Below are 21,615 nucleotides of genomic sequence, written 5' to 3'. Positions count from 1 at the left end.
ATGAGCGATGAAAAGACCGAAAAGCCCACCCCCAAAAAGCTCCGCGACGCTCGCAAAAAGGGCCAGGTCGCCCATAGTAAAGATGTGGTGTCCACGGCAACCATCTGCGCAATGTTTCTGTTGTTGCTGGCCACCACCGACACCTATCTCTCGCACCTTAGCATCTTGATCGAGTTGCCCGCGCAATACATGGACAGGCCGTTTCTGGAGGCGTTGCCCATGGTGGTCGACAATGTGCTGTATGAGCTGATTTACCTGACGTTAATGCCCGTCGGCGTGGTCATGGCGTCCGCCATTCTGGCCAATTTTCTGCAAGTGGGCGCTCTGTTTGCAGTAGAGTCACTGAAGCCCGACCTCAAGAAGCTCAACCCAGTGGAGGGCTTCAAGAAAATCTTTTGCGTCAAAAACTTCATTGAATTCATCAAATCACTGATCAAAGTGTGTGTGCTGTCTTATCTGGTCTACATGCTGATCAAGGACAATCTCAATGATTCCGCACGGCTGCATTATTGTGAAGTGGAATGCATCCCGGATTTTGTCGGAACGCTGCTAAAGCAGCTCATCCTGTATTCCGCCATTACTTTCATCGCTCTCGCTGCGGCGGATTTTTTCATACAGAAACAGCAGTTTATCAAGCAGCAGAAAATGAGTAAGGACGAAGTCAAACGGGAATACAAACAGATGGAAGGCAGCCCGGAAATCAAAGGGAAGCGCAAACAGATTCACCGGGAAATGATGAACACGTCTATCCCCGCCCAAGTAAAGAAATGCTCCGCCATCGTCACCAACCCCACCCATCTGGCGGTTGGCATTTACTATGAAAAAGGCGTAGAAGACGTCCCCAAGGTCATGGTGAAAGGCGCGGATCAAATGGCCAAGGTCATCCGCAAAATCGCAGAAAAAGAAGGCATCCCCATGATGGAGAACGTGCCGCTCGCCCGAGGGCTGTGGAAGCGAGCCCAGGTCAACGACTACGTGCCCCCCGATCTGTTCGAAGCCGTTGCGGCGGTGCTGCAATGGGTGGACAGCCTTGATCAGCAGAAACAGCAACGCTGATACCTGAAATAACTAAAACAGCTAAATACGCATATTCGCGCCCTATCCATTGGGCGCCGTTCAGGATTCCTTCTAAACTTAAGTTACCAACCTCACTGATGTAGCTGCGTCATGCCCAAGTCCACCTTCCTGGCGATTGGTCTGCTGCTGTTACAGGGATTGTGGACGCCAACCGCACTTGCGGAGCCGCCGCCCATCCGGATCTGCTACGAATCGGATCCTATGCCGCCCTATTCTCTCTCCGATGCGGACGCCCTGCGCGATCGGGCTGGCGTCTTGCCAGAGCTGATTCGTATCTCCGCGGAGCGAGTCGGCCTGCTGTATAAGTTCTATCGACGCCCCTGGAAGCGCTGCATTCGCGATCTGGAAGAAAACCGCCTGGATGCGCTCTTCGCCGCAATCTGGCTGAAAGAACGGGAAGCCTGGGGCGTTTACCCCAACATCAATGGCGAGCTGGACGCCAGCCGACGCCTGTGGAGCTCCATCTATCCCATCTTCGTCGCCAATAACAGCAAACTCCAGTACAGCAATGGAGAGTTTCAGGGCCTCAAGTTCGGCGTCGGCGCGCCTGTCGGCTACGTCGCCTATCAAAAGCTGGAAAGGATGGGGGTTCTTGCCCCCAGCAGTCTGACGCCGGATATCGGATTTGAACTTCTCACTCGAAACCGCCTTGATGGTTATGTCATCGACCAATCCATCGGCCGCACTTTGGCCAAGAACATGGGGCTCAGCGACGCTATCACTACCCTGCCGGAGCCCTTCCTCATCTCCGACTGGTATCTGGTCATCTCCCACAAATTCTACGAAGAACGCAGTCAGGACTCAGAAACCCTCTGGAACGCCCTGACGCAAACGCGAGAGGAAATGGGCGAGTATTTGCTGGAAAAGTATATGAAAGAAGAATGAGCGACGCCAGGCTGTCTGGGCAGTAGAATGAGCCCCCCAGACCAACAAGAACGCTTATTAAACTAGTGAATTCACTGCTCGCTTATTCACCGCACTACGATTTCCACCTCCCGGGCATAGCGGCGCTGCATCCATTTGACGTCAAAAAATACAGTCGGGCCTGGGGCGTCCTGCTGCAACGCTTCGGGGACGAGCTCGCCAAATACCGGCTCCAGATCGACGCGCCGATTTCACTGGAAACTCTGGGGCTTGCGCACTCTCACGAATATCTGGCGTCCCTATGTCACTCAGCCGCCATCAGCCGAGTGGTGGAAACTTCACTGGTGAAATGGCTGCCCGCCTCGCTATTACAAAAGGGCCTGCTCACTCCCGCTAAATACGCTGTGGCGGGAACCCTCGCCGCCGCTCGCACAGCCATTGATGACCAGGCCATTGTTTTCAACTTGGGAGGCGGCTTCCACCATGCTTTTAGAGATCATGGCGAAGGCTTTTGTTTTTTCTCAGATGCAGCCCTGGCGATCCAACTGTTGCGAGCGGAAAAACGCATGGGCAGCGCCGATGAGGTGCTGATGATCGACCTGGACGCGCACCGGGGCAACGGATTTGAGAGTTACATCGCCTCGGACCCAATTGTCCACAACTTTGATATGTATAACTTTCAGACGTATCCGAGGCTCCATCCGGGCGATCCTGATGAGTTTCCGTTTATGGTTCCTTTGCATGCCGGCACGGACACCGAGATCTATCTGTATATTCTTAGAGAAGAACTCCCTCGTCTCTTTAACCATGTTAAACAGCCTAAGCTGGCTTTTTACAATGCAGGGACGGACATATTAAAGGGCGACAAACTGGGCGGCCTGAGCGTTGATTATAACGGGGTGAAAGCGCGGGACCATTTCGTTCTGGATATGTTGATCAATCACAAAATTCCGACCGTCATTATGACCAGCGGCGGCTATTCCAAAGACTCTTACCGGCTGATCGCAGACCTAGCGCAACACCTGTTGGAAATGCCTCAATGACTCGCATACAAAGCAAACGTCACCGTCTCCAGCATGAATCGAAAACGAGCCGCTGGCGCAACGGCTCGATTAGCACTATCTACAACTCAATGGTCATAAACAAACTATTCGGGTCTTCAACGTAGTCCGCAAAAGGACCGCACAGGGTGAACCCATAGTTCGCGTAAAGTTGATGGGCGGGTTGAAAGGCCGCCATGGAGCCGGTTTCCAGGCTGATGCGGCGATAATTACGCTGACGCGCTTCTTCTAGAATATGACGCAATAAATGGGAGGCGACGCCTTTGCGAAGATGCGCGGTCGACGTACGCATGGACTTCAGTTCGCCGTGTCCGGCGTCCAGCTCTTTCAGCGCGCCGCAGCCCATCAGCTCAGCGCCGTCCCAGACAGTCCAGAAGGTGACCTCGGGCTTTTTGAGACCCGACAGATCCAACGCATGTATGCTCTCCGGCGGCGAATTCTCCGCCATTCCCCGAAGATGTTCCTGTAACAATTCAGCCACTTCAGGGCCGCTTAGATCATCAATCCTGATTTCCATAACAAACCATTGCATTAAGTGGAAAACAACGCAGGCGCAATCGCCGGCGGGTTAAACAACCCTGTACGCTCGGAACATGTGCGGATATTTATGATTATTGCAGCGGGATTCTAATGCAGCGTCGCGTTTTTGGCGACACTGTCAGGGGGAGAAACACGTGGAATTACGCCAAGGAGACTTACAAAGTCTGACTCTCCAATATCCGGCTGTTCATCGCCTGGGTCAGCGCTTCCATTTGATCGTCAACATTGGCGCGGATGACGCCGAAGTTGCTTTCGATCTGGCAATCGCCGTCTCCCAGGTTGGGGTCAGCGATGACTTCAAATTTTTCCAGCCCCGGATAGAACTCCAGCGCCTCCTTGATCTTGGCGCGCACCGGGGCCGCCACGTCGGTGGCGATCTTGACCGTGACCTGGGCGCCTTCGCCTATGTGGTAGAGCGCCTTGCGCACGACTTGATAGGCGAGTTCTTCCTTGTCGAATTCATTGAGGATCTTGCGCACGGACTCAATCACCAGATTCGTCAGCGTCTGCTCGATTTCCTGATAAGAGTGAATGATCTGCGCGGCATTGGCGAGCATCAGCTCCACTTGCTTATGACGCGCCTCGCGCAGGCCTTCCTCGAAGCCTCGCTTTTTCTCTTCCTCATAGGCTTCCCGCGCCTGCTGCATGATCATGTCAGCCGAATGCCGCGCCTCAAGTATGATCTGCTCAGCATCCCGCAACTGGCGATAATCCTCCGCCTTGAGTACCCCCTCGGGGCCAAAGTCAGCCTGGGAGTCGTTCAATCGAATAACAGAAAGCATGATGGGTCAATCTCCCGGTAGAGTTTAAGCATGAGACGCTGCGCTTCCTGGGTCTGCTCAGGCGCAGTCTGACGCATGAAAGCCGCATCGCACATATCGCTGACAGCATGAGGCAATTTCAACGCCAGGCGTTTGACGACGGATTGAGGAACGCCGCTCAGCGCGCAAGCCAGCATATTCAGACCTGCGGAGCGCAGCCCCTGGGACACCGCATCCTGATCCATCCAGTCCGCAATCCCGAGATCAATACAGAAGGTCGGCGCATTTCTGGCCAGAAACGGCGCTTTAGACACCGCGAAACGATGCAACTCCGTGGGCGTCGCCACCGCCTCCGCACGTTTGGGAATGCGCGCTGAGTAGGCTAAGGCGCCCCCCAGCATGATCATGCGTTGCAATGCTTCCCCCGCCAATAAAGGCAGTCTCTGATGGGAGACGGCGAAGTCGCAATCTATGGATTTGGCCAGCCCACAGCGCTGCAGAATATAGTCGGACATAATCTTACGGCTGTCCGGCCGCCGCTGCAGGCGTTCAATCGCTTCCCAATGCGGGTCATCGCTCAGCCAACTGGAATCCAGATAGTCCGCCGGGTAGCGATAAAAGTCGTGGACCTGTCGCGACATCAGGTTACGATAGCGAGCCGATGTGGGAATAAGTTCGATCATGCCAGTTTCTGGATGGCCGGAGTCTGAATTTTACGTGGAATCCAACCTGCTCTCACCGCGTAGTACAAAGCGCCAACAAGCAACAGCACCAGCAACGCGCCGATACCCGCCCACAGATACATCATGCCGCCATTGGTGACTTCCTCAGGAGACGTGATCCGCTTCAGGCTCGATGGAAACAAAGCGACGGAGACTTGGTCGTAATCCAGGCCGAGGATACTGTTGGAGACCAGCGCTTTAATCTTCGGCGTCAGAGTTTCGATCGGCGCATCCTCTACGTATTTGATAAATACCGAGGCGGTGCTGGGCTTGGGATTCTTGTCGAACTTATCCCCCTCCTGCATCACCACATGCACTCTCGCCACCAACACGCCGTCGATATTTGACAATGTGTGCGACAACTCCTGGGAAATGGCGTAGATGAAGCGCGCTTTCTCTTCAGTGGGAGAAGAAATCAAGCCGTCTTTCGCGAAGATTTCACCCATAGTGGCGAAATGTTGCTTCGGATAGCCCTGTCTCTGCAACACACTGATGGCGCGGGCCACCTGCTGCTCGGGCAGCTTCAGACGCACGTTCTGGTCTTTGCCGGCGCCGAGCACTTCCATCTCCACATTAAAGCCTGTGGAACGGAGAATCGCATACATCTCATTGCCTTCCTGCTGGCTCAAACCGCTGTACAGCTCGGTTTTGCAACCGCCCAGCAGCAGTAACAGCAAACACAGTCCGGACCGCCAAATCTGTCGCTTTTTCATAGCATATCCTTCAGTCTATTGCGCTCTTAACAGGCTTTCCGCATTTTTGTTGACCTTACTGGTCACCGCCAACGCCATCTGCTGCTGAATGGAAATCTGACTGACTTCAAAGAACAGCTTGTTGGCTTCCGCCGGCGAGCTGACAGGCTGATTCATACGTTGCTCCAACGCGTGAATACGTTCCTGATAGCCTTTCCCCATGGCCTGCAGTTTGTTCAGAATGGTGTCGCCTAAACTGATGAACGGTTTTTCCGCGTTCTGTGTCGCGTAGGTTTGATGCACCACTTGCACATTGCTTGCCGCATGCGGGCGCCCCGCCTCCATCACCTCAGTAAAGCGGGCGATTTCATGCGCGTTGGCGCCAGAATTGACCGGCTGCGCAAAGTCTTTCTGAAGCGCCTGATCCGGCGCGACGGCGGCTATTGCTGCGTCCATTGCTTACCCCTCCGCCGCCAGCAGAATCTCTTCCGCCAGGGAGCCTTTAAAGTCAGGATTGGAGGTCAGGCGAGGTATCAACTCTTCCGCATCCTGCTCGCGCCCGGACCGTTTCATGGCGAACACCAGCAGCGCCAGCGCATCCATATTTTCGTAGTCCAGCGCGGCCAGATTATCGGACAACAGCTTAACGCCGCTTTCAAAATCGCCGCCGGCGATCTTGGTCGCCGCCATACCCAGCCCTGCGGCAGTGTGGCTGGTTACATCGTCAGCGATCGCCGCCACGCCGCCGAAAATCACTTCAGCGTCCTGTAACCTGCCCTGCTCACACGCCAGGACGCCGATCTCCGACACCCGCTTGATGAGATTTTCAGGATATAACATAAGCAAATCCTCTCAGTGTTCCTGATATTCCCGCCGCCGCTCTCCTCAGAAAGCCTGCGGCGGGGATAACCGGGCCCAAAATAAAGCCGGGCCCGAGAATCGGATAACGTTAAGCCGCTTGACCGATCTTTTTGATGGCGTCCATGATCAACTTGTGAATCAAAGACAAGATTTCTCTTTCCATCGCATTCTTCTCCGCCTGGGCGTAGAGATCCTTCAGCATGGCGTTCATCGCCTCAGGAGAGTCCGGCACAGCGAAGTTGGATGCGTCGTCAAGAGTCATGCTGGTGAAGTTATTGCTTACTTCCGCCATAGTGTTTTCCTCACTAAATATTCAAGTTTCTATCGAGATTACTCTTCGCCCGGTAGGGCTTGTGCTTCAACAGACAGTCTTCCAGACCGCCTAACGCTGAAGTTTGGACCAGGTCTGCTCCAGCACGACGATGGCGCGGTCAATACTTTCCTTAAAAGCATTGTGGCGTTTGAAATCGTCCTGATTCAGACCGGAATTCAGTTTGCGCCGCACGCTGGCGGACGCATTGGTTAACTCGTTGATCACGTTTCTCAGCATGACTCCGCCGGAGTCCTTACTGATATTTTCCGCATTGATTTCGGTGTCTACGGGTTGGTTTCTTAACATTGGATTTAACATGCCTAGTCCACTCCTAATCGATATTGGATCAGTTTGTCTCCTCTGCGGAGCTGCAACATATGGGGGGTGATTTCCTCCACCCGATAGCCGTAATTAAGCTGGCTGCCGACGAAGTACTTCTCCCCGTTGCTGAGTACGAAGAACGGGGTTTTGCCCATGTAAATGCCTTTCACCACCAGATTGGGCAACGGCGCCAGCGCCATCTTGGTGTCCGCGGTGACCAAATCTTCAAACCCGATTACGCCAGGCACATCCACCTGCAGACGACCGCGGTTCTTTTTCCACGCCACGTCATCATCAACATTGCCTTTCAGCACCAGGAAACCGGGACGGTCCCCCTTGAACACGGACACGTTGGAATAACCAAGGGCGGTCAGCGCGATTTCGGCGCCTTTGATGAGCTCGTCAGTCACTTTCACCTTGAGCGTGGCCTGCAGCTTTTTCGACTCCATCCACCGAGTCAGGCGATTCAACTCTCCGGCGTCATTCACGTAACCTTCCACCAACCAGCTCACCCCGTCCGCAAGCGCGAGCACTTTCACATTGGGCAACCCCAGTGTTTGCGTCAGTTCACTTTGCAGGTTGGCGCGGTCAGCAGCGACAACGCCTTCTTTGGACTTCTCCGCGTTAGACATGGAGCCCACCGCCAGCATCATCAGCAGGCCGGCGCAGGCGCCCATCACGCCCAATCCCACCTTCATGCGATTGAAGGTTTCCGACCAGCTACGGCTGGGCAGCGGCGACGTTGGCGCGCTTGCGGGAGCGTCCGCTGCGGCGGAGGACGCGGGTTTAGGCTGCGTCGCCGGCGCCGCAGGGACCACCGGTTGCGGCCACTCCGCCGGACCGTTGGCGACGGCGAACTGGAAGTCGTCAATGGCGACCGGCGCCACCTCTTCCACCACCAAATCTCTTTGCTCGGACACTTCGCCATTCAGTAACAAGCGGCTACCCTCCTGCAGCAGAGTCAGGCGTATTTGCTGTTCTTCGACTTGCAGTGAAAAGTGCGCCGCGAGCAGGTTAGGCTCCTGAAACACCAGATCATCGTTATCGTCGCTACCACATACATACTTGCCGACGGCCAGATCCAGTTCGCTTCCTGCGTGAGCTCCGGAGAGAATTTTCAGCTTCCAGTCAGACATACGCGCTCTTACCAGTTATTTACCTGTTGCCGGTCAGTTCACTGCTTGCAGTCACTTAACCGTTGAATCGCCCATTCGTTTCGCCGCTCCTCCGCGCCCGTTGCATTAACGGGTCAGCGGGTGGCAGCTGTTGATCATGTTGGCGTCGCCCTTCAATGCGTCAGGGAACGCCTTCGCTACTCTTTGAGTGTCATCGCAGCGGGAATAGTTTCCGATGACGACGGAATAAATTGGCTTTTCTCCGTTTTTCTCCACTTCCATTTGAGTGGGGAAACCGCGCGAGTCGAAGTACTCACGGATCGCCACGGCGCCGTCTTTGTTAGAGCTGCCCACCTGGAAGGCGTAGCCGTATATCTTGCGGCCGTTAGAAGCCAAACCGCCGGTAGGGATATCAATGATCTTCGGGGTCATCAGGAACAGTTTGACCATCTTCTTGCGGTTATGATTCGTTGTGCGGAACAGCGCGCCCAGCAACGGAATATCCTTGAGCAGGGGCACCCCACCGACAGACTCGCTCTCATAATCCTGGAAAAAGCCGCCGATCAGCAGACTCTGTCCCAGCCCCACCACTGTTTGCGTATTGATGCTGCTGGTCTTGATAACCGGAATGCGGTCCACCTCGTCGCCGGTTTGCTGCCCGTCTTCAATGGTGACCTCCAGATTGATGCCCTTTTGTTCCTCGCCACGCTGGATATGGGGCGTCACCCGCAGGACCGAGCCCACCGTGACAGGAAACAGATCGACCTGTTCATTACCCTGCACACGCACATGGAAGGTGGTGCTATCGTCCAGAACCGCCTCCAAATGCTCGCTGGTGACCACGGATGGTCTCGACACCACCTGCGCGTCGCCGTCCTCCACCAAGGCGTTCACCTTGGCGATGAAGTAATCCAGGCCGGAATCCAATACCGTGGAGAAAGTCGCGTCCGCGCCGCCCAGGATCGCCAACTGATTCTTGCCCGGCGCCGGTTTCTGACTGTCTATGCCACCGTATCCGAACTCACCCAGTTTCTGATCGCGAGCCTGCCAGCTCACTCCCAGCTCTTTCAGGTTGGTGGCGCTGACGCTGATGATGGAGACATTCACTTCCACCTGTTCGGATGGCTGGTCCAGATTACGCACCAGCGCCTTGTACATGGGCATGCGCTCCAGGCGGTCGTACACGATAATGGAGTTGGTGCGGCCGTCCGCCTCCACCCAGGCGCGTTCGCCGGTTCCCGGCATATCCGAAGTCACGGGGCTGGATGTTCTCTTACCTTCCAGGACGCCAACTGGCCCGCCAATGCTGGTTTCTCCGTTTTTACCCTGCCCCGCGGCCAAAGCGCCCCGCAACACGGAAGCCATCCCGGGAACTACGACCTCTTTGCCGCGATAGCTTTGCACACGATCCGCCGCCGTGGCGTAACGCAGACGGAACATCTGCATGGAGTACTGATCGCGTCGGGGCATGGTCACCACCTGGCTTTCCAGCACGGAGGCGGTTTCCTGAATCAGGTCCACCATGGAAGATGGACCGGAGATATAAACCATGCCTTTGTCCGGCATTTCCTTCCAACTGAAGCGTTCGTCCCAAATGCCGACTTTCTCCACCGCACTGCGCAATTGCGCCGTTTTGATGTTGGTCAGCGTGATAATGCGGCTAACGATTTCATCGCCGCGGAAAAAGTGCAGCGTGGAGCCGTCGTAGTACCACTCAAACTCAAAGGACTTGCCCAATATGTCCAGGAACTGGCGCGGCGAGTCCCCTTTAAAGCTGCCGTTGACCGTTCCGGCGATGCGGGCGCTCACCGTCACCGGGATGCCGTAACTGGCGGCGAAGTTCTTCAATACGTCCGTCAGCGATTCACCGTTGGCGTACAACTCATAAGGCGAATTGTTCCAGCGGGGTTCAGCGGCGAATGCGCCGGAGCAAACCAATGTCAGCAACAGAGCGATCAAGCCTTTAAATTTCATGCCTTACTTCCATCAATGTCTTTAGTTATTAGTGGTTTACTGAGAAATCATTCCATTCAGAACCGGGTATGCGGGGCCAGCACAGGGATATCGCGACGGACATAGCCGCCAACGGAGCCAGCAATCTCAGTCATGCAATCCAGAGCGTGCATGAAGGACTCCAGCAGTTTTTCGAAATCGAACAGGGACAATTCTTTCGACGCCATACAGCGATACAGACACAACGCATCCTGATTGACGTCGATATAAAGGGATTCGCGATGGGAGTCGGCATTGGCCAGCGCCGCTTTCAATGCGGTTCTGACGCACTCGCCGCGCTCCCGCTTCTCTTCAGGTAGCTTGCGCACCTGGGCGGCGACGTAGATCTTGCCGGCGGACTCAAAAAACCGCACCGGATTGGCGTCCACATACCATTCAAAATGGCCTTCCGGAGTCTGCTCCAGATCCGGCATGCCGTATTTCTTCGCAAACTCTGCAATCAGTTTGTTGAGTGTCGTGCTCATAGTTCTGTCCCGTTTCGCCTGATGCCTTAGGTCTATCGGATTGGTAACGGCTAATCGCGAACGGTTGCGAAAATTTTTACACGACCACTTTTTCCTGATCTTTGCGCAACTTCACTGGCGCGGTGGTTACTCACCTTACGGAAGCAGTTGTAACTCCAAACGGAATATCTAACCCATGACAGGTCGGGTCCGCGGGTATGTGATGCAACGGCGGTCCGGCGTTACTTGCGAAAGGCCGCTTTTATGAATATCGATACTCTGATCGCCGACCTGACGAAGCAGCTGCAGTTAGAAGATTCGCTGCAACTGGACGAACACGGCTACCTCTCTCTGGAAGTCAACGACACCCTGGTTGTGAATCTGCAGTGGCATGCGGCGGACGAGCATCTGATTATTTTCTCCCCACTGTTCAAACTGCCTGACGACAGCGAAGAACCTGAGACGCTACGAAAGCAGAACGCCCTATTGAAAATGTTGCTGGGCGCAAATTTATTCTGGCAGGGGACGGAAGGAGGCACCCTCTCTCTGGACAACGATTCCGGCTGGCTCTGGTTGATGGACAAGTACCCGTTCAGCGTTATTGCGCCTCCCGGCGTGTTGAGCCAACGCCTCCTCCAGCATATTGAAACGGTGAAAGCCTACGCGGAAAAAGGCCCTGAACCAGCGCCTGAGCGCAAACAGGTTGGCGATGACTCTCAGGTCAACAATCAGTGGATTCAGGGTTAAAGGAGTAGGAAATGGAAGTCAACCGTCCCTCCGTTCCCGTCCCCCAGAATGTCGGTCCAGAACAGATATCATCGCAAAACACCCCCTCCGCCCCAGGGCGGCTCGGGGAAAACAACATCCGCTCCGCGTCTTCCGAATCTGCGCCGACGCTAACGACGCCGGAGAAATTCAAGGCCTGGGCGGAAAATCATGATTTAAGCCTTACCGGTTACCCACAGGCCAAAATAGAACGCTACAGCGAAATTATCATTCAGGACCTGGAGCGAAAAAATCTTGCAGAAGTGCTGGGGCAATCAAAGTCCTCCGCCGGCAACGAAGCCATTGTTAAGAATCTGTTCGAAAAACTGAACCTGCAAGAATTTATGGGCAAAGCGCCGGACCCAGGCCTGGATCTCTCCACGCCCAAAGAAATCGGCAAAATCACGCAAGCGTTACAGGACATATTGACCAGCAAACTCGATGAGCCGCAGCGCAGGGTCTTTAACGAGAAGTTCAACCCTCCCCGGGAAATCCAGGCCGCCACGGATCACCTGGAAGTGTTGAATCAGATGAACTACGCGCTGAAAGAGGTCAACCAGCTCATCCCCTCTAAGTTCAGCGTAGAAACCGCCGAAGTGACCAAGCCCCTCGCCAAACATGTGGCCAACCGCATCGTCCAGCAGGAACGCGAAAAAATAAAAGAAGAGGTGCTGGATAAACTGAAATACCTCAACAATTCCGGCGCCAGCAATAATCTGGCGGTGGAAATGGATCTGGGCGTGAACATTCTGCACACGCCGCTCAAAGCAACAGTCAATCTCAGTCACAAAGAAACAGCGCAAACATCACAGGCGCTTGGCGTGCTGCGGGAAAGAACCGATGCAGGCAAATTCGGATTTGAAATCAAGCTGCCAATCATTGAGGCGGGGCCATCCGTCGGGGCGACGGTTAACCTGTCCCGCACCTCGGGCAGAGGGTTTGATAACGTCAGCGATTTCGTCGACCACTTCACCAATAGTGTGCTGGATCTCACCTTGAGTTCTCCGGGAGCGGCGAAATCAGCCAAGGCGCTTAAAAAAGCGGTGGCCAGCGATAGTGAAATTCTCACCCAAAGCGATCAAATGAAACTGAAACTGCAGGACTTTCTAAGGGCTCACGGTGAGGCGGCGTCCAATGTGGGCGAGTTACAAAGTTGGCGTAGCGGATCAGTCGAGCTCGCCTTGCCGGAGCCGCGCAGCATGCCAGCCTCTGCGGCTTACAAAGTCAATTCTCTTTCCTATGGCGGCTTCGGTAAGCTTGGATTCAAGGCCGCAGATGTGAAAGTCAGTTATGAACACAAACATACTCACATTCATGTCAAAGGAGAGACCTCGCTGACCAAAAAGATGATGGAAGACGAGGATTTACTCAAATCCCGTACGGAAAAATTTGAACATCGCGCCCAAGACGATTTTTTTGAGCGACTCGGCGCGCTCAAGGAGCACATTTCTCACATTGAAAACGCTTCCATAACATCGGAAGAAACTCACTCTCAAAACCCGGTCAACTCTCTGCCTCTCACCGCAGAAAATCTCGAACTATTCGGAAGATCTCTGAATCGCAGCCCTTCCGCCGCCTCCGAAGAAAGCTTTCACACCGCGTTACAGGAGCCCCCCACCCCAGGCAGCCTTTCCGGTAGAGCCAGCTCGGAGTCGCTGAACTCGATGGATGCGCTGAGCGACAACGAAGTAATCGTCAATCGCAGCCCAACCGTTGTAAGCGGAGAATCCTTTTACACCGCCAGCCAGGGCAGCCCTTCCGTCATCAGCGAAACCAGTTCTATTGCAAGCTCCGAGGAGCGGCCAGCCATCGATCTGGTTCGCGACCAGCTCAAAGATATGGCCCTGGAAAACTTTGACAAGTTACTGCAGTACGAAGGGAACACACGCTCACATGATACGTTGACCAAAGGCTTCGGGCGCGTAGAGCATAATCTGCGCAAAGTGGTTGGCATGGGCCCCAAGCATCTTGAATCTGCAATCAAAAGAGAGATGGAGAAAGAAGTCGGCGTAAAAGGCAGAGCGTCTCTGGTGGAAGGCTTGACCGTTCGCCACGCCAATATTTTCAACGAGTTCGTCAAAACCTATCGAGAGGAAGCGGGGGAACCGCCGGAAACCACGCTGGCGAAGGCGCGTGAAGAGGCGCCGGAAGCCATCATGGCGTTTGAAACCATCAGCAAACACCTTGAAACGCCGCAAATGAAGTTCAGCAAAAACGACTTTGCGCAAATTCGCGCTCTGGAATACAGCCAGCCGAAGGAGAGAAGCCACAAAACCACCCTCACCCTGGACATCGCCTCAACCGCGACAGCCACAATCGAGCATACCCGTCGTAAAATGCGCGATAACGCCAATATCAACTACAACGGCGCTTTTCACGACATAAAAATTACCATAAAGGGCGGCGTAAGCCTGGACACTATTGAGAAAATCAAAGAACTCGCCAGTAAAAAAGCGCCGGGATTAGAAGACGCGGAAGTCACCGAGATACTTTCCAGCGCTGCGGAATCCGCTTCAGGCGCAGCGACGGGGTCTGCAGCCGCCACAGTTTCAGCCTACTTTGAGCTGAAAGACGGGGGCATGAGTTTCGGGAGGGTACTGGTCGGCGGTGAATTGAAAGTCGGCGGCAAAGCAACGATTCCTACAGACACCGTCACTGTGGAGGTAGGCGGCAGCGTCGCCGCGACCCACGAACGCCCCGTCAAAGAGTTCATTGGTAAAGACAACCTCAATTACTTCAAAACCCAGTTTGACGGCCTGGTAAGCCGTAAAACCATAGCAGAAACGCCCCGCGAAGGAGATGGCTGGGAAGAGCTCACGAAAAAGTTTGATGGACACTTGGGCGCCATGTTGACCAATATGGCGAATCCCTCCAGCAAGGTGCGAAAACAGGTGGATGAGCTATTCGCAACCTGTCAGCCTCACGCTCTAAAAGAACGTATGGAAAAAGCCGAAAAGGCGCGGGATGAATTCTTTGTCGCATGCGAAAAAATGGCTCAGGGACCGCAGGAGGGCTCATCTGCGACAGCGGACGACTTGAAAAAAGAAGCCTTAAGCGCTTTCCGTCTGTTCCTCTATGACTTCAAGGATGGCGTGCAGAAAGATTATGAAAAAGCAGTCAAGAAATTGAGTTAAGTCTTACAGAGTGATCCCGCGCCCATGATCGCGGAATCACTCTGCGCCCTTAATACAGTACTTACATCAGCGGCATGACTGACTCCTTTAGTGACGTCCGCGCCCGGAACAGGCGGCTTTTCACGCTGGGAACAGTAATACCCAGTTCATCCGCGACGCGTTGATAGGGATAGTTTTCAATCGCCACCCACTCAACAATCTTTTGCACGTCTTTCGGAAGCATACGGATGCTGTACTCCAACTGCTTGATGCGATGCTCCTGCTGCAGGCTGGCCTCCGGCGTGTCGGATTCGTTGTGCGCCTGATCCAGCACATCATCGGAGACAAAATCATATTTGTACTCAGGAGAGCGATTGTAGTGATTGCGGATCAGGTTGTTGGCGATACCCAAAATCCAGGTGGAGAATCGGGATTTACCTTCAAAAGAGCTGAGCCCCTGTTGCGCCCAAAGAAAGGTATCCTGCACCAGATCTTCGATATCCTCCTGACGCGATACTCGGTTGCGAATAAATCTGTGCAATTTGGGACGCTGTTCACGAAAAAGCATATCCAATGAATTCGGGCAACCGCTTCTGGCCTGACTAACTAACTGATTGGTCTCATCGTATTTTATTTCCATCGTTCCCATTCCTTTTGTTGACGGGGGGGTTGATGGAAACGATGGTCGGTCACACGGCCTTTTGAACCAGTTTCAGATAAGCGTCAGATTCGACGCAGATGCATCTGATCCCTTGAACTGAACCGATCTGACACTGCGGTTCATTTATCCAATAAAAAGTGAACCTGACATAATGAACTTATTCCGATATACGCGCGCAAAGATATAAATGACTGCCGGTCAGAGTTAGAAAACATATCGGAAATCCAAACTTCAATTAAAACCGGCATGCATTTAACTTTTTGTAATTAAAAAAGAAAAAACATTACCGCCATATTATTAATAAATTTCTTAAGTAACGTGAAACCCCGCGAAGTTTCTGGGCCGTATAGTTATTTGGTTAGTGCGACAGACTTAACAGGCCTAACCAGTGGACTATTTGCATAGGCCAAATTAAGCATTTAAATAATCTCTCTGAGGGATAATCCTATGGCTTTGTAACGGAATGTAAGGTCGACTTCGTATAAAAACGTATTTTTCGCCTTTTGTATCCTAAGTAACTTGATGTACTGTTAGGTTTCGTTACACAAAGAAGGTCTGTTGTTTCGAACTATAACAGGGAGCGCATTCATACGATCTCTGTGCGACGTTGATGTCTGGAACTCTATTACTCGCGTCGCTTTGCACTGGAACAGCCACATTCCGCCTTCTGTAAAACAGATAGAAAAAAATAGCGGAAAGCTAAGCGTTATCAGCGCCTCATACAGGCGCATTTCGAGGCGCAACTCTGAAAAATATTGATAGTTTTTATTGAAAGAGAACATCTGAAAAGTCAATGACGTTTTTGTTGTTCTCGTGTCGCTTACCCTGATAACTTCCGAATGAAAGCGTATTCATAAAAAGCTCGGAAATCAGGATAAAAGTCCCTAAAAACAATGGTGTATGGGAATTTCAAGCTCACAAAAACAGGAAGCGTTTGAGGTGATTCGGAGAGAGACCGAACAGCAGTCGTCAGCGCTCAACGTAGTAAAGGATAACAATATGCGCCAGAGTTGCAGACCCGGCAGGGTCCGTTTGCATCGAAACCGCTTGTTGGAGCTTAGACAAGGCCTGGGACTGAGTCAGGAACAGGTCGCTGACGAATGCCAACAGCAGAGACTTTATGTGTCCGTTTCGTCCCTGAAGCGGGCGGAATTGCAGCGCTATATATTGCTGCGCACGGCTCATAACCTGTCACGCTTCTACAATGTGCCAGTGGAAGAGCTGATCGTGGCGGAGGACGCCTCTGAGCCAGAGACGCCAGCCTCCCCCACAGAAACGCCAGCCGTGGTGCCGCGTGAGAGTATTGATCCCGTATCAGCTCCCATTCATAGGAAAGTGCTTGGCTTATGCCTGGCGGGCGAGCTGGACCTCAGAAGTCTCACTCCCATGATGGATGAGCTGGACGTCACCGTGCACTATTCTTCACCGTCATTCCATGTGCTCCTGCTGGGCGCAGCAAACGCCCACCAGAAGCCAACCGCTTATGCGATGCGAGTCATCCGCGCCATAGCCCGACGCCATCCCGATATCGTCGCGTTGGTGAAGCCCATCCTGGCCGAATTCAGCCACCACGGAGCCCTGCACTGCCAAGCGCGCCTGCCGATGAGCGAGCGCCTTGGCATTGAACGCTTCGCCAAGCAGCAGCTATCCGGCGTGGTCCTGGTGCACAGCGAGTTGTTTCATTGCAGCCGCCTGGAGTACAGCTTTGTCTATAAATCCAATCCGGCCTACGCGCCCGGACCTTGGTATGCGCTGACAGAATCCGCGCCACCGGTGCTGCACACCATCGGACGCGATCAGGAGCAGGCGTATTTCCAGTCGTTGCTGACCCAGCTAAAAGCAGAAGGCGAAGGCGCCTGGTGCAATATCAGCGGCGTGGCGGGCATTGGCAAAACCCACTTGGCGTTAGCCTTCGTGGAAGAGGCCGCCAAGCAGAACCTCAGCCGCGTCATCCTGCGCAATACTTGTGATGACAAATCCAAGCTGCACCCAGGCGCAGAGTTGATCCGCCGACTGGCGAACTTGCAGGAAGTGGACGAAAACAAGCTGCTGAACCTGCTGGTCAACTTCTGTATCGACAGCCACTGGTATCCGTTCATCTACCACCTGTTCGGCGTCAAACGCAACGATCCGCACCCCAACGACTGGATGGTGGCGAGCATGTCGCCCTACCTGTTCCAAAAGAGCTGCCAACAGGCCCTTGAGACCCTGCTGATTGCGCTGCTGGGGCAACGGGAGCTGATCGTTGTGATAGAAGAGATACACCAGCTTGACGAGGACATGCGCCTCACTCTCGAGGCCTTGGCGAATCTGACGCCTTACTGTCCGCTCTTGCTGATCACCAGCAGCTATACCGATTTCATCGCCGGCTTCGACCAGCATGACGTCAAGACCATCCGGCTGTTCCCTCTCACGCAACCCCAGGCGAGAGAGCTGGCGCACGGCCACGGCGCGGCCAGCGAGGAGTGGCGTGAGCACTGTGTTTTAAAGGCGCAAGGACATCCGTCATTCTTAATCGATTTACTCAATCACGAGCATTTGGGCGACGAATTGCCCTTTAGCATCACCAACATCATCGCCGCCAAAACCGAACGCCTGTCCGCCCGCCTTAAATGCGCCATGGAACTGATTTCAATCAGCCAGGATGGGTTCACGCAGCCGCAATTGGAAGAGCTGATGAACGGCCCCCTGGAGCGTTTCGCGACGCTACTTAGCCTGGGTGTTTTGCATCCCCATGGCGAACGCTGGTTCTTCACTCACAACCTGCTGCGGGAAGCGGTCTACCAGTCCATGTCGGAACAAGTTCGCCGCGAACGTCACGCTATGGCGGCGGAGTGGATGCGTGATCGCGATCCGGTGCAGTACGCTATCCATCTCGCCAAATCCGGCAGCGATCAGGCATTGCCGGAATTGTTGGCGGCGGCGGAGCGGCTGATTCAGGATCAACATTTCAAGCAGGCCAAACAACTGCTTCTACTCGCAGAGCCGTTTCTACAGGACGCCAAATGCAAATGTAAAACCTATCGCATGCTGGCGTTGGCGCTAAAATCACTGGGAGAGACGGATAAAGGCGTCAAAGCCATTCTGTCCGCCATCGATTACTGTTCAGATGAGCGCGACGCCAGCCACGACTGGCGCATACTGGCGGAGATGTATTATCAGCTCGGCCGCACTGAAGACGCTCTTCACGCCCTGAACTGTGCGGAAATTCTGACAGAGCGCTATCACCAGCATGAGCTGGGCGCCAGACTGTACGAGCTACATAGCGAAATACTGCTCAGCAAAGGGCATGTGGTGGCGAGCCAGGAATACCGCAAAATCGCAATGAAAACCGCCATGAAAAGCGATCAATGTCCACCCAAATGCGATATCAGACAGGAGGGATTCAGTCCCTACGGCGGATTGGGACCGAACATGCCCAACTTCGCCCCACAGACATGCATGAATAAATAAAGATAAATTAAAAAATATAAAAATCGCCCCCAACCGCGTCTCGGCGCCACTTGTCGGAGAGACGTTGAATTAATCGCCGCAACCTTCGTAGCGCAACGGTTACCCAACAACAATAACAGGGTTAACCTGAACCGCCGAAGGTGACGATATGTATCCGCTCTCGAATATACTGGCCCGCGAGGGCATCCTTACACGCCCCTACTCCCTCTTACCCGGAACCCGCCCTATTGGCGAAACGGCTTGTTTTCAACACGCCGAAATCACCTATCGCCAGGAAGAAAGCGTGCTGACGATTATTCTGTATCGACGCCTGCAACGCCCTAGCGGTCTTGGCAACGCATTTGCGGAAATGAAATGGCTGTTGAATGTCATTCGCAGACAAGCGCCGGACATCAGAAAACTGGTCACCACCGCGATGCGCATAGAACATGAGGACGGCGGCCCCGTTCCCTCCCCGGACAAACTACTGACGTTCTACAAACGCTATTTCAACGCTATCGACGACGGACGCCGGGATGGGCAGGATTGGCTAAAGTTGGAATTGCGGGCGGCGGAAGCGCAATAAGCGCATCCGCTTAGAGTTCTGGACGCTCCAGAGACGCCCTCACGCTCGCCATTTCCGTGGCGACGACGGCGGGGTTCGGTTCGATTTCCGCCAGGACTTGAGACCCGACGATAATCATACGGATCATACGCTCCAACTGATCGCTGATCCCGGCATGCTTTTCAAAAGGGAGGTCCAGTGCGGTGGCGGCCACCGCGAACACCAATCGGGTGATCGCCTTGGACACCAGTTCTGGTTGCATGATGCCCGTGCCTTTGGATTTTGCGAGGCGCACCAGATCTACGCAGAGCTCTTCTTCAAAGAAGCACAGTTGGCGTTCTACCGCGTATTTAAAGGCGTCGGAACCGACATTGCCTTCTCGGAGCAGAATATGTAAAAACTTTTCATCGGCGCTCAACTGTTCGACAAACGCCTCGACGGAAGAGCGCACCACACTGGTGTCCATGCTGGCGCGATTGCGGGCTTCGCCGATGATTTTTCTGAGAGAGGCGCCCGCGCGTTCTATCAGAGCCACCGCCAACTCATCGATATCTCTGAAATGCCGGTAAAAACTGTTGGGCGCAATACCCGCTTCCCGGGCGACTTCACGCAGACTTAACGTGGACACGCTGCGATGCGGCCCGGCCAGCTTCAATGCAGCTGAAATTACATCTTCCCGCGAGATAACCGCCTTGCGCCCCTGTGGCGTTCTGGTCGCGACAGACTCAAGTTTCTGCTCCTGATTCAATGCACTGCCCTTACTGACATGAAAAGGAGTTATATCCTAGCCTTGTTGCGGCGAAGAATATAGGCTTTAGCCGCCGTACGCCGATTTTCTGTGAAGAAAAGAGCGTTTTCGCCACCACTTTTAGATCTACGCCTAATAAGAGTCGACCACTCCGTCATTACGAAAAAGGAAATCGTCATGTCCGATCTACTGCTCACACTCGCCACTCATCCAGGAGCCTACAAACTGTTGAAAAAGTTCGGCTTGCCCGCTCCGGTTACACTTCGGCGCTCAACGCAGACGATAGCCGACAGTCCCTTGCAGGGCGCCACCGCTGTGATCGGTGGCGTCACAGGAAGTGGAGTAATAGACGTCGTGAGCGCCCGACTACAGGAACTTGGCGCGCGGGTATGCGAGGACATGCAGACAAGCGAGGCGGCGCCGGTCATCGCCCTGTTCGACGCCACCGGCTGTCGCAAGAGCGAGGATCTGGATGCGCTATACCATTTTTTCCATCCCCTGATGGCGCAATTTCCCCGTCATGGGCGCGCACTTTTGTTGGCGTCAACGCCAGAGCAGATGGACGACCCAGTGGCGGCGGCATGCGCCAAAGCCGTAGAAGGATTCACCCGCTCTCTCGGCAAAGAGTTGGGTAAACGTGGAGCGACCGCCAATCTGATTTATCTGACGTCCGGCCAGGAAGACCGGCTGACAGGGCCACTGGCGTTTTTCTGTTCTCCCGCCAGCGCCTATGTGGATGGTCAGGCGATCAGGCTCAGCGCCGCGGTGAAAGCACCGCCTTCCCAGCCATTGCCAACACCCTCCCGACCACTGCAAAACAAAGTCGCCCTGGTGACAGGCGCGTCCCGCGGCATCGGTGCGGCGACCGCACGCCGACTCGCGGAAGAAGGCGCAACAGTAGTGTGCCTGGACATCCCTTCCGCCAGCAGAGCCTTAACGAACATCGCCGCCGATATTAACGGCGCTCCCATGCCTATGGATATTACCGCGCCGGACGCGGCGCAAACCTTGGCGCAATTCTTTCTGGAGCAATATGGCGGTGTCGACATTCTCGTGCATAACGCCGGAATCACTCGCGACAAAACCCTGGCGAAGATGTCGGAAGAAACTTGGCGCTGCGTACTGGATGTTAATTTCCGGGCTGTCGTCGCCATCAACAACGCTCTGCTGAACGCAAATGCGTTGCGTAATATGGGCCGGATTATCTGTCTGTCCTCCATCAGCGGCGTCGCAGGAAATTTTGGCCAGACCAACTATGCCGTCAGTAAAGCGGCGCTGATTGGTTACGTAGCTGCGTTGGCGCCTCAGTTGGCCTCCAAAGGGGTAACTGTAAACGCCGTGGCGCCCGCATTTATTGAAACCGATATGACGGCGCAAATGCCCCTATTGATGCGGGAAGCGGGTCGCCGCCTGAACTCGTTGTCACAGGGCGGTCAACCCGAAGATGTCGCGTCGCTGATCGCATTCCTCGCCACATCCGGGGCTTATGGAATCACGGGCGCGACCATAAGAGTATGCGGGCAGGCCTTGATCGGGGCCTAGGCCTGC

The 21,615-nt window shown here is 54.2% G+C and carries 21 protein-coding genes; 8 read left to right on the top strand and 13 right to left on the bottom strand.

Going from position 1 to position 21,615, the window contains the following annotated elements; translation table 11 throughout:
- The 3 genes from sctU (at nt 1) to O5O45_RS02280 (ending at nt 2,984) form a co-directional block, all read left to right on the top strand.
- Nucleotides 1-1,056, top strand: a complete 1,056-nt coding sequence (gene sctU, locus O5O45_RS02290; protein WP_305903679.1) for a type III secretion system export apparatus subunit SctU — start codon at nt 1-3, stop codon at nt 1,054-1,056.
- A 111-nt stretch (nt 1,057-1,167) separates the two neighbouring features.
- Entirely contained in the window at nt 1,168-1,962 is a 795-nt protein-coding gene (locus tag O5O45_RS02285) for a substrate-binding periplasmic protein (RefSeq protein ID WP_305903678.1), read from the top strand.
- A gap of 65 nt (nt 1,963-2,027) precedes the next feature.
- A complete protein-coding gene (locus O5O45_RS02280) occupies nt 2,028-2,984 on the top strand; it encodes a histone deacetylase family protein (RefSeq protein WP_305903677.1) in 957 nt (318 codons plus the stop codon).
- Nucleotides 2,985-3,063: 79 nt separating this feature from the next.
- On the opposite strand, the gene O5O45_RS02275 is transcribed toward O5O45_RS02280, so the two are convergent.
- The 11 genes from O5O45_RS02275 to O5O45_RS02225 all read right to left on the bottom strand — a co-directional run bounded on the left by O5O45_RS02275 (nt 3,064) and on the right by O5O45_RS02225 (nt 10,804).
- Nucleotides 3,064-3,519, bottom strand: coding sequence for a GNAT family N-acetyltransferase (locus O5O45_RS02275; RefSeq protein WP_305903676.1), 456 nt, complete (start codon nt 3,517-3,519; stop codon nt 3,064-3,066).
- A gap of 178 nt (nt 3,520-3,697) precedes the next feature.
- Nucleotides 3,698-4,324, bottom strand: coding sequence for an HrpE/YscL family type III secretion apparatus protein (locus tag O5O45_RS02270; RefSeq protein WP_305903675.1), 627 nt, complete (start codon nt 4,322-4,324; stop codon nt 3,698-3,700).
- Nucleotides 4,303-4,986, bottom strand: a complete 684-nt coding sequence (locus O5O45_RS02265; protein ID WP_305903674.1) for a SctK family type III secretion system sorting platform protein — start codon at nt 4,984-4,986, stop codon at nt 4,303-4,305. Before O5O45_RS02265 ends, O5O45_RS02270 begins: the two co-directional genes overlap by 22 nt.
- The gene (sctJ, locus tag O5O45_RS02260; protein WP_305903673.1) at nt 4,983-5,738 is read right to left on the bottom strand and encodes a type III secretion system inner membrane ring lipoprotein SctJ; all 756 of its coding nucleotides are present in this window, start codon (nt 5,736-5,738) and stop codon (nt 4,983-4,985) included. The genes O5O45_RS02265 and sctJ overlap by 4 nt, the downstream gene beginning before the upstream one ends.
- Nucleotides 5,739-5,753: 15 nt before the next feature.
- A complete protein-coding gene (locus tag O5O45_RS02255; RefSeq protein ID WP_305903672.1) occupies nt 5,754-6,173 on the bottom strand; it encodes a hypothetical protein in 420 nt (139 codons plus the stop codon).
- Nucleotides 6,174-6,176: 3 nt separating this feature from the next.
- Nucleotides 6,177-6,557, bottom strand: coding sequence for a hypothetical protein (locus tag O5O45_RS02250; protein ID WP_305903671.1), 381 nt, complete (start codon nt 6,555-6,557; stop codon nt 6,177-6,179).
- A gap of 109 nt (nt 6,558-6,666) precedes the next feature.
- Nucleotides 6,667-6,870: a hypothetical protein gene (locus O5O45_RS02245; protein WP_011398872.1), complete on the bottom strand. Its 204-nt coding sequence runs from the start codon at nt 6,868-6,870 to the stop codon at nt 6,667-6,669.
- Between the two features lie 90 nt (nt 6,871-6,960).
- Nucleotides 6,961-7,209 (bottom strand): hypothetical protein, encoded by a 249-nt coding sequence (locus O5O45_RS02240; protein WP_011398874.1) that lies wholly within the window; start codon nt 7,207-7,209, stop codon nt 6,961-6,963.
- 2 nt (nt 7,210-7,211) lie between these two features.
- Nucleotides 7,212-8,348, bottom strand: coding sequence for a type III secretion system inner membrane ring subunit SctD (sctD, locus tag O5O45_RS02235; protein ID WP_305903670.1), 1,137 nt, complete (start codon nt 8,346-8,348; stop codon nt 7,212-7,214).
- 105 nt (nt 8,349-8,453) lie between these two features.
- A complete protein-coding gene (sctC, locus tag O5O45_RS02230; protein ID WP_305903669.1) occupies nt 8,454-10,301 on the bottom strand; it encodes a type III secretion system outer membrane ring subunit SctC in 1,848 nt (615 codons plus the stop codon).
- Between the two features lie 56 nt (nt 10,302-10,357).
- Complete coding sequence (locus tag O5O45_RS02225; protein WP_305903668.1) at nt 10,358-10,804, bottom strand: CesT family type III secretion system chaperone; 447 nt, start codon at nt 10,802-10,804, stop codon at nt 10,358-10,360.
- Nucleotides 10,805-11,047: 243 nt separating this feature from the next.
- Here O5O45_RS02225 and O5O45_RS02220 point away from each other — a divergent pair, with 243 nt between their 5' ends.
- Together O5O45_RS02220 and O5O45_RS02215 are read left to right on the top strand one after the other, a co-directional pair.
- Nucleotides 11,048-11,530, top strand: coding sequence for a type III secretion system chaperone (locus O5O45_RS02220; protein WP_305903667.1), 483 nt, complete (start codon nt 11,048-11,050; stop codon nt 11,528-11,530).
- A gap of 11 nt (nt 11,531-11,541) precedes the next feature.
- Complete coding sequence (locus tag O5O45_RS02215; protein ID WP_305903666.1) at nt 11,542-14,682, top strand: hypothetical protein; 3,141 nt, start codon at nt 11,542-11,544, stop codon at nt 14,680-14,682.
- Between the two features lie 61 nt (nt 14,683-14,743).
- On the opposite strand, the gene O5O45_RS02210 is transcribed toward O5O45_RS02215, so the two are convergent.
- Complete coding sequence (locus tag O5O45_RS02210) at nt 14,744-15,301, bottom strand: RNA polymerase sigma factor (RefSeq protein WP_305903665.1); 558 nt, start codon at nt 15,299-15,301, stop codon at nt 14,744-14,746.
- 1,020 nt (nt 15,302-16,321) lie between these two features.
- Here O5O45_RS02210 and O5O45_RS02205 point away from each other — a divergent pair.
- Both O5O45_RS02205 and O5O45_RS02200 read left to right on the top strand, forming a co-directional pair.
- Nucleotides 16,322-18,775, top strand: a complete 2,454-nt coding sequence (locus O5O45_RS02205) for an ATP-binding protein (protein WP_305903664.1) — start codon at nt 16,322-16,324, stop codon at nt 18,773-18,775.
- A gap of 148 nt (nt 18,776-18,923) precedes the next feature.
- Entirely contained in the window at nt 18,924-19,340 is a 417-nt protein-coding gene (locus O5O45_RS02200) for a hypothetical protein (protein ID WP_305903663.1), read from the top strand.
- Between the two features lie 10 nt (nt 19,341-19,350).
- Here O5O45_RS02200 and fabR read toward each other — a convergent pair whose 3' ends face one another.
- Nucleotides 19,351-20,067, bottom strand: coding sequence for an HTH-type transcriptional repressor FabR (gene fabR, locus O5O45_RS02195; RefSeq protein WP_305903662.1), 717 nt, complete (start codon nt 20,065-20,067; stop codon nt 19,351-19,353).
- A 177-nt stretch (nt 20,068-20,244) separates the two neighbouring features.
- On the opposite strand from fabR, the gene O5O45_RS02190 reads away from it, so the two are divergent.
- Nucleotides 20,245-21,609 (top strand): 3-oxoacyl-ACP reductase, encoded by a 1,365-nt coding sequence (locus O5O45_RS02190; protein ID WP_305903661.1) that lies wholly within the window; start codon nt 20,245-20,247, stop codon nt 21,607-21,609.
- Nucleotides 21,610-21,615: the final 6 nt, after the last annotated feature.

The sequence above is a fragment of the Hahella sp. HNIBRBA332 genome, assembly GCF_030719035.1.
Taxonomy (GTDB): Bacteria; Pseudomonadota; Gammaproteobacteria; order Pseudomonadales; family Oleiphilaceae; genus Hahella.
The sequence above is the reverse complement of the archived record's forward strand: the minus strand, read 5'-3'. Positions and strand labels throughout refer to the sequence as shown.

Bases quoted from the DNA above. Each gene is read 5' to 3' on its own strand.
- O5O45_RS02215 (WP_305903666.1), top strand. From the start codon at position 11,542: ATGGAAGTCAACCGTCCCTCCGTTCCCGTCCCCCAGAATGTCGGTCCA.
- O5O45_RS02220 (WP_305903667.1), top strand. From the start codon at position 11,048: ATGAATATCGATACTCTGATCGCCGACCTGACGAAGCAGCTGCAGTTA.
- O5O45_RS02225 (WP_305903668.1), bottom strand. From the start codon at position 10,804: ATGAGCACGACACTCAACAAACTGATTGCAGAGTTTGCGAAGAAATAC.
- sctU (WP_305903679.1), top strand. From the start codon at position 1: ATGAGCGATGAAAAGACCGAAAAGCCCACCCCCAAAAAGCTCCGCGAC.
- O5O45_RS02240 (WP_011398874.1), bottom strand. From the start codon at position 7,209: ATGTTAAATCCAATGTTAAGAAACCAACCCGTAGACACCGAAATCAAT.
- sctC (WP_305903669.1), bottom strand. From the start codon at position 10,301: ATGAAATTTAAAGGCTTGATCGCTCTGTTGCTGACATTGGTTTGCTCC.
- O5O45_RS02245 (WP_011398872.1), bottom strand. From the start codon at position 6,870: ATGGCGGAAGTAAGCAATAACTTCACCAGCATGACTCTTGACGACGCA.
- O5O45_RS02270 (WP_305903675.1), bottom strand. From the start codon at position 4,324: ATGCTTTCTGTTATTCGATTGAACGACTCCCAGGCTGACTTTGGCCCC.
- O5O45_RS02265 (WP_305903674.1), bottom strand. From the start codon at position 4,986: ATGATCGAACTTATTCCCACATCGGCTCGCTATCGTAACCTGATGTCG.
- O5O45_RS02255 (WP_305903672.1), bottom strand. From the start codon at position 6,173: ATGGACGCAGCAATAGCCGCCGTCGCGCCGGATCAGGCGCTTCAGAAA.
- O5O45_RS02250 (WP_305903671.1), bottom strand. From the start codon at position 6,557: ATGTTATATCCTGAAAATCTCATCAAGCGGGTGTCGGAGATCGGCGTC.
- O5O45_RS02210 (WP_305903665.1), bottom strand. From the start codon at position 15,301: ATGGAAATAAAATACGATGAGACCAATCAGTTAGTTAGTCAGGCCAGA.
- sctJ (WP_305903673.1), bottom strand. From the start codon at position 5,738: ATGAAAAAGCGACAGATTTGGCGGTCCGGACTGTGTTTGCTGTTACTG.
- sctD (WP_305903670.1), bottom strand. From the start codon at position 8,348: ATGTCTGACTGGAAGCTGAAAATTCTCTCCGGAGCTCACGCAGGAAGC.
- O5O45_RS02285 (WP_305903678.1), top strand. From the start codon at position 1,168: ATGCCCAAGTCCACCTTCCTGGCGATTGGTCTGCTGCTGTTACAGGGA.
- O5O45_RS02200 (WP_305903663.1), top strand. From the start codon at position 18,924: ATGTATCCGCTCTCGAATATACTGGCCCGCGAGGGCATCCTTACACGC.
- O5O45_RS02205 (WP_305903664.1), top strand. From the start codon at position 16,322: ATGCGCCAGAGTTGCAGACCCGGCAGGGTCCGTTTGCATCGAAACCGC.
- O5O45_RS02190 (WP_305903661.1), top strand. From the start codon at position 20,245: ATGTCCGATCTACTGCTCACACTCGCCACTCATCCAGGAGCCTACAAA.
- O5O45_RS02275 (WP_305903676.1), bottom strand. From the start codon at position 3,519: ATGGAAATCAGGATTGATGATCTAAGCGGCCCTGAAGTGGCTGAATTG.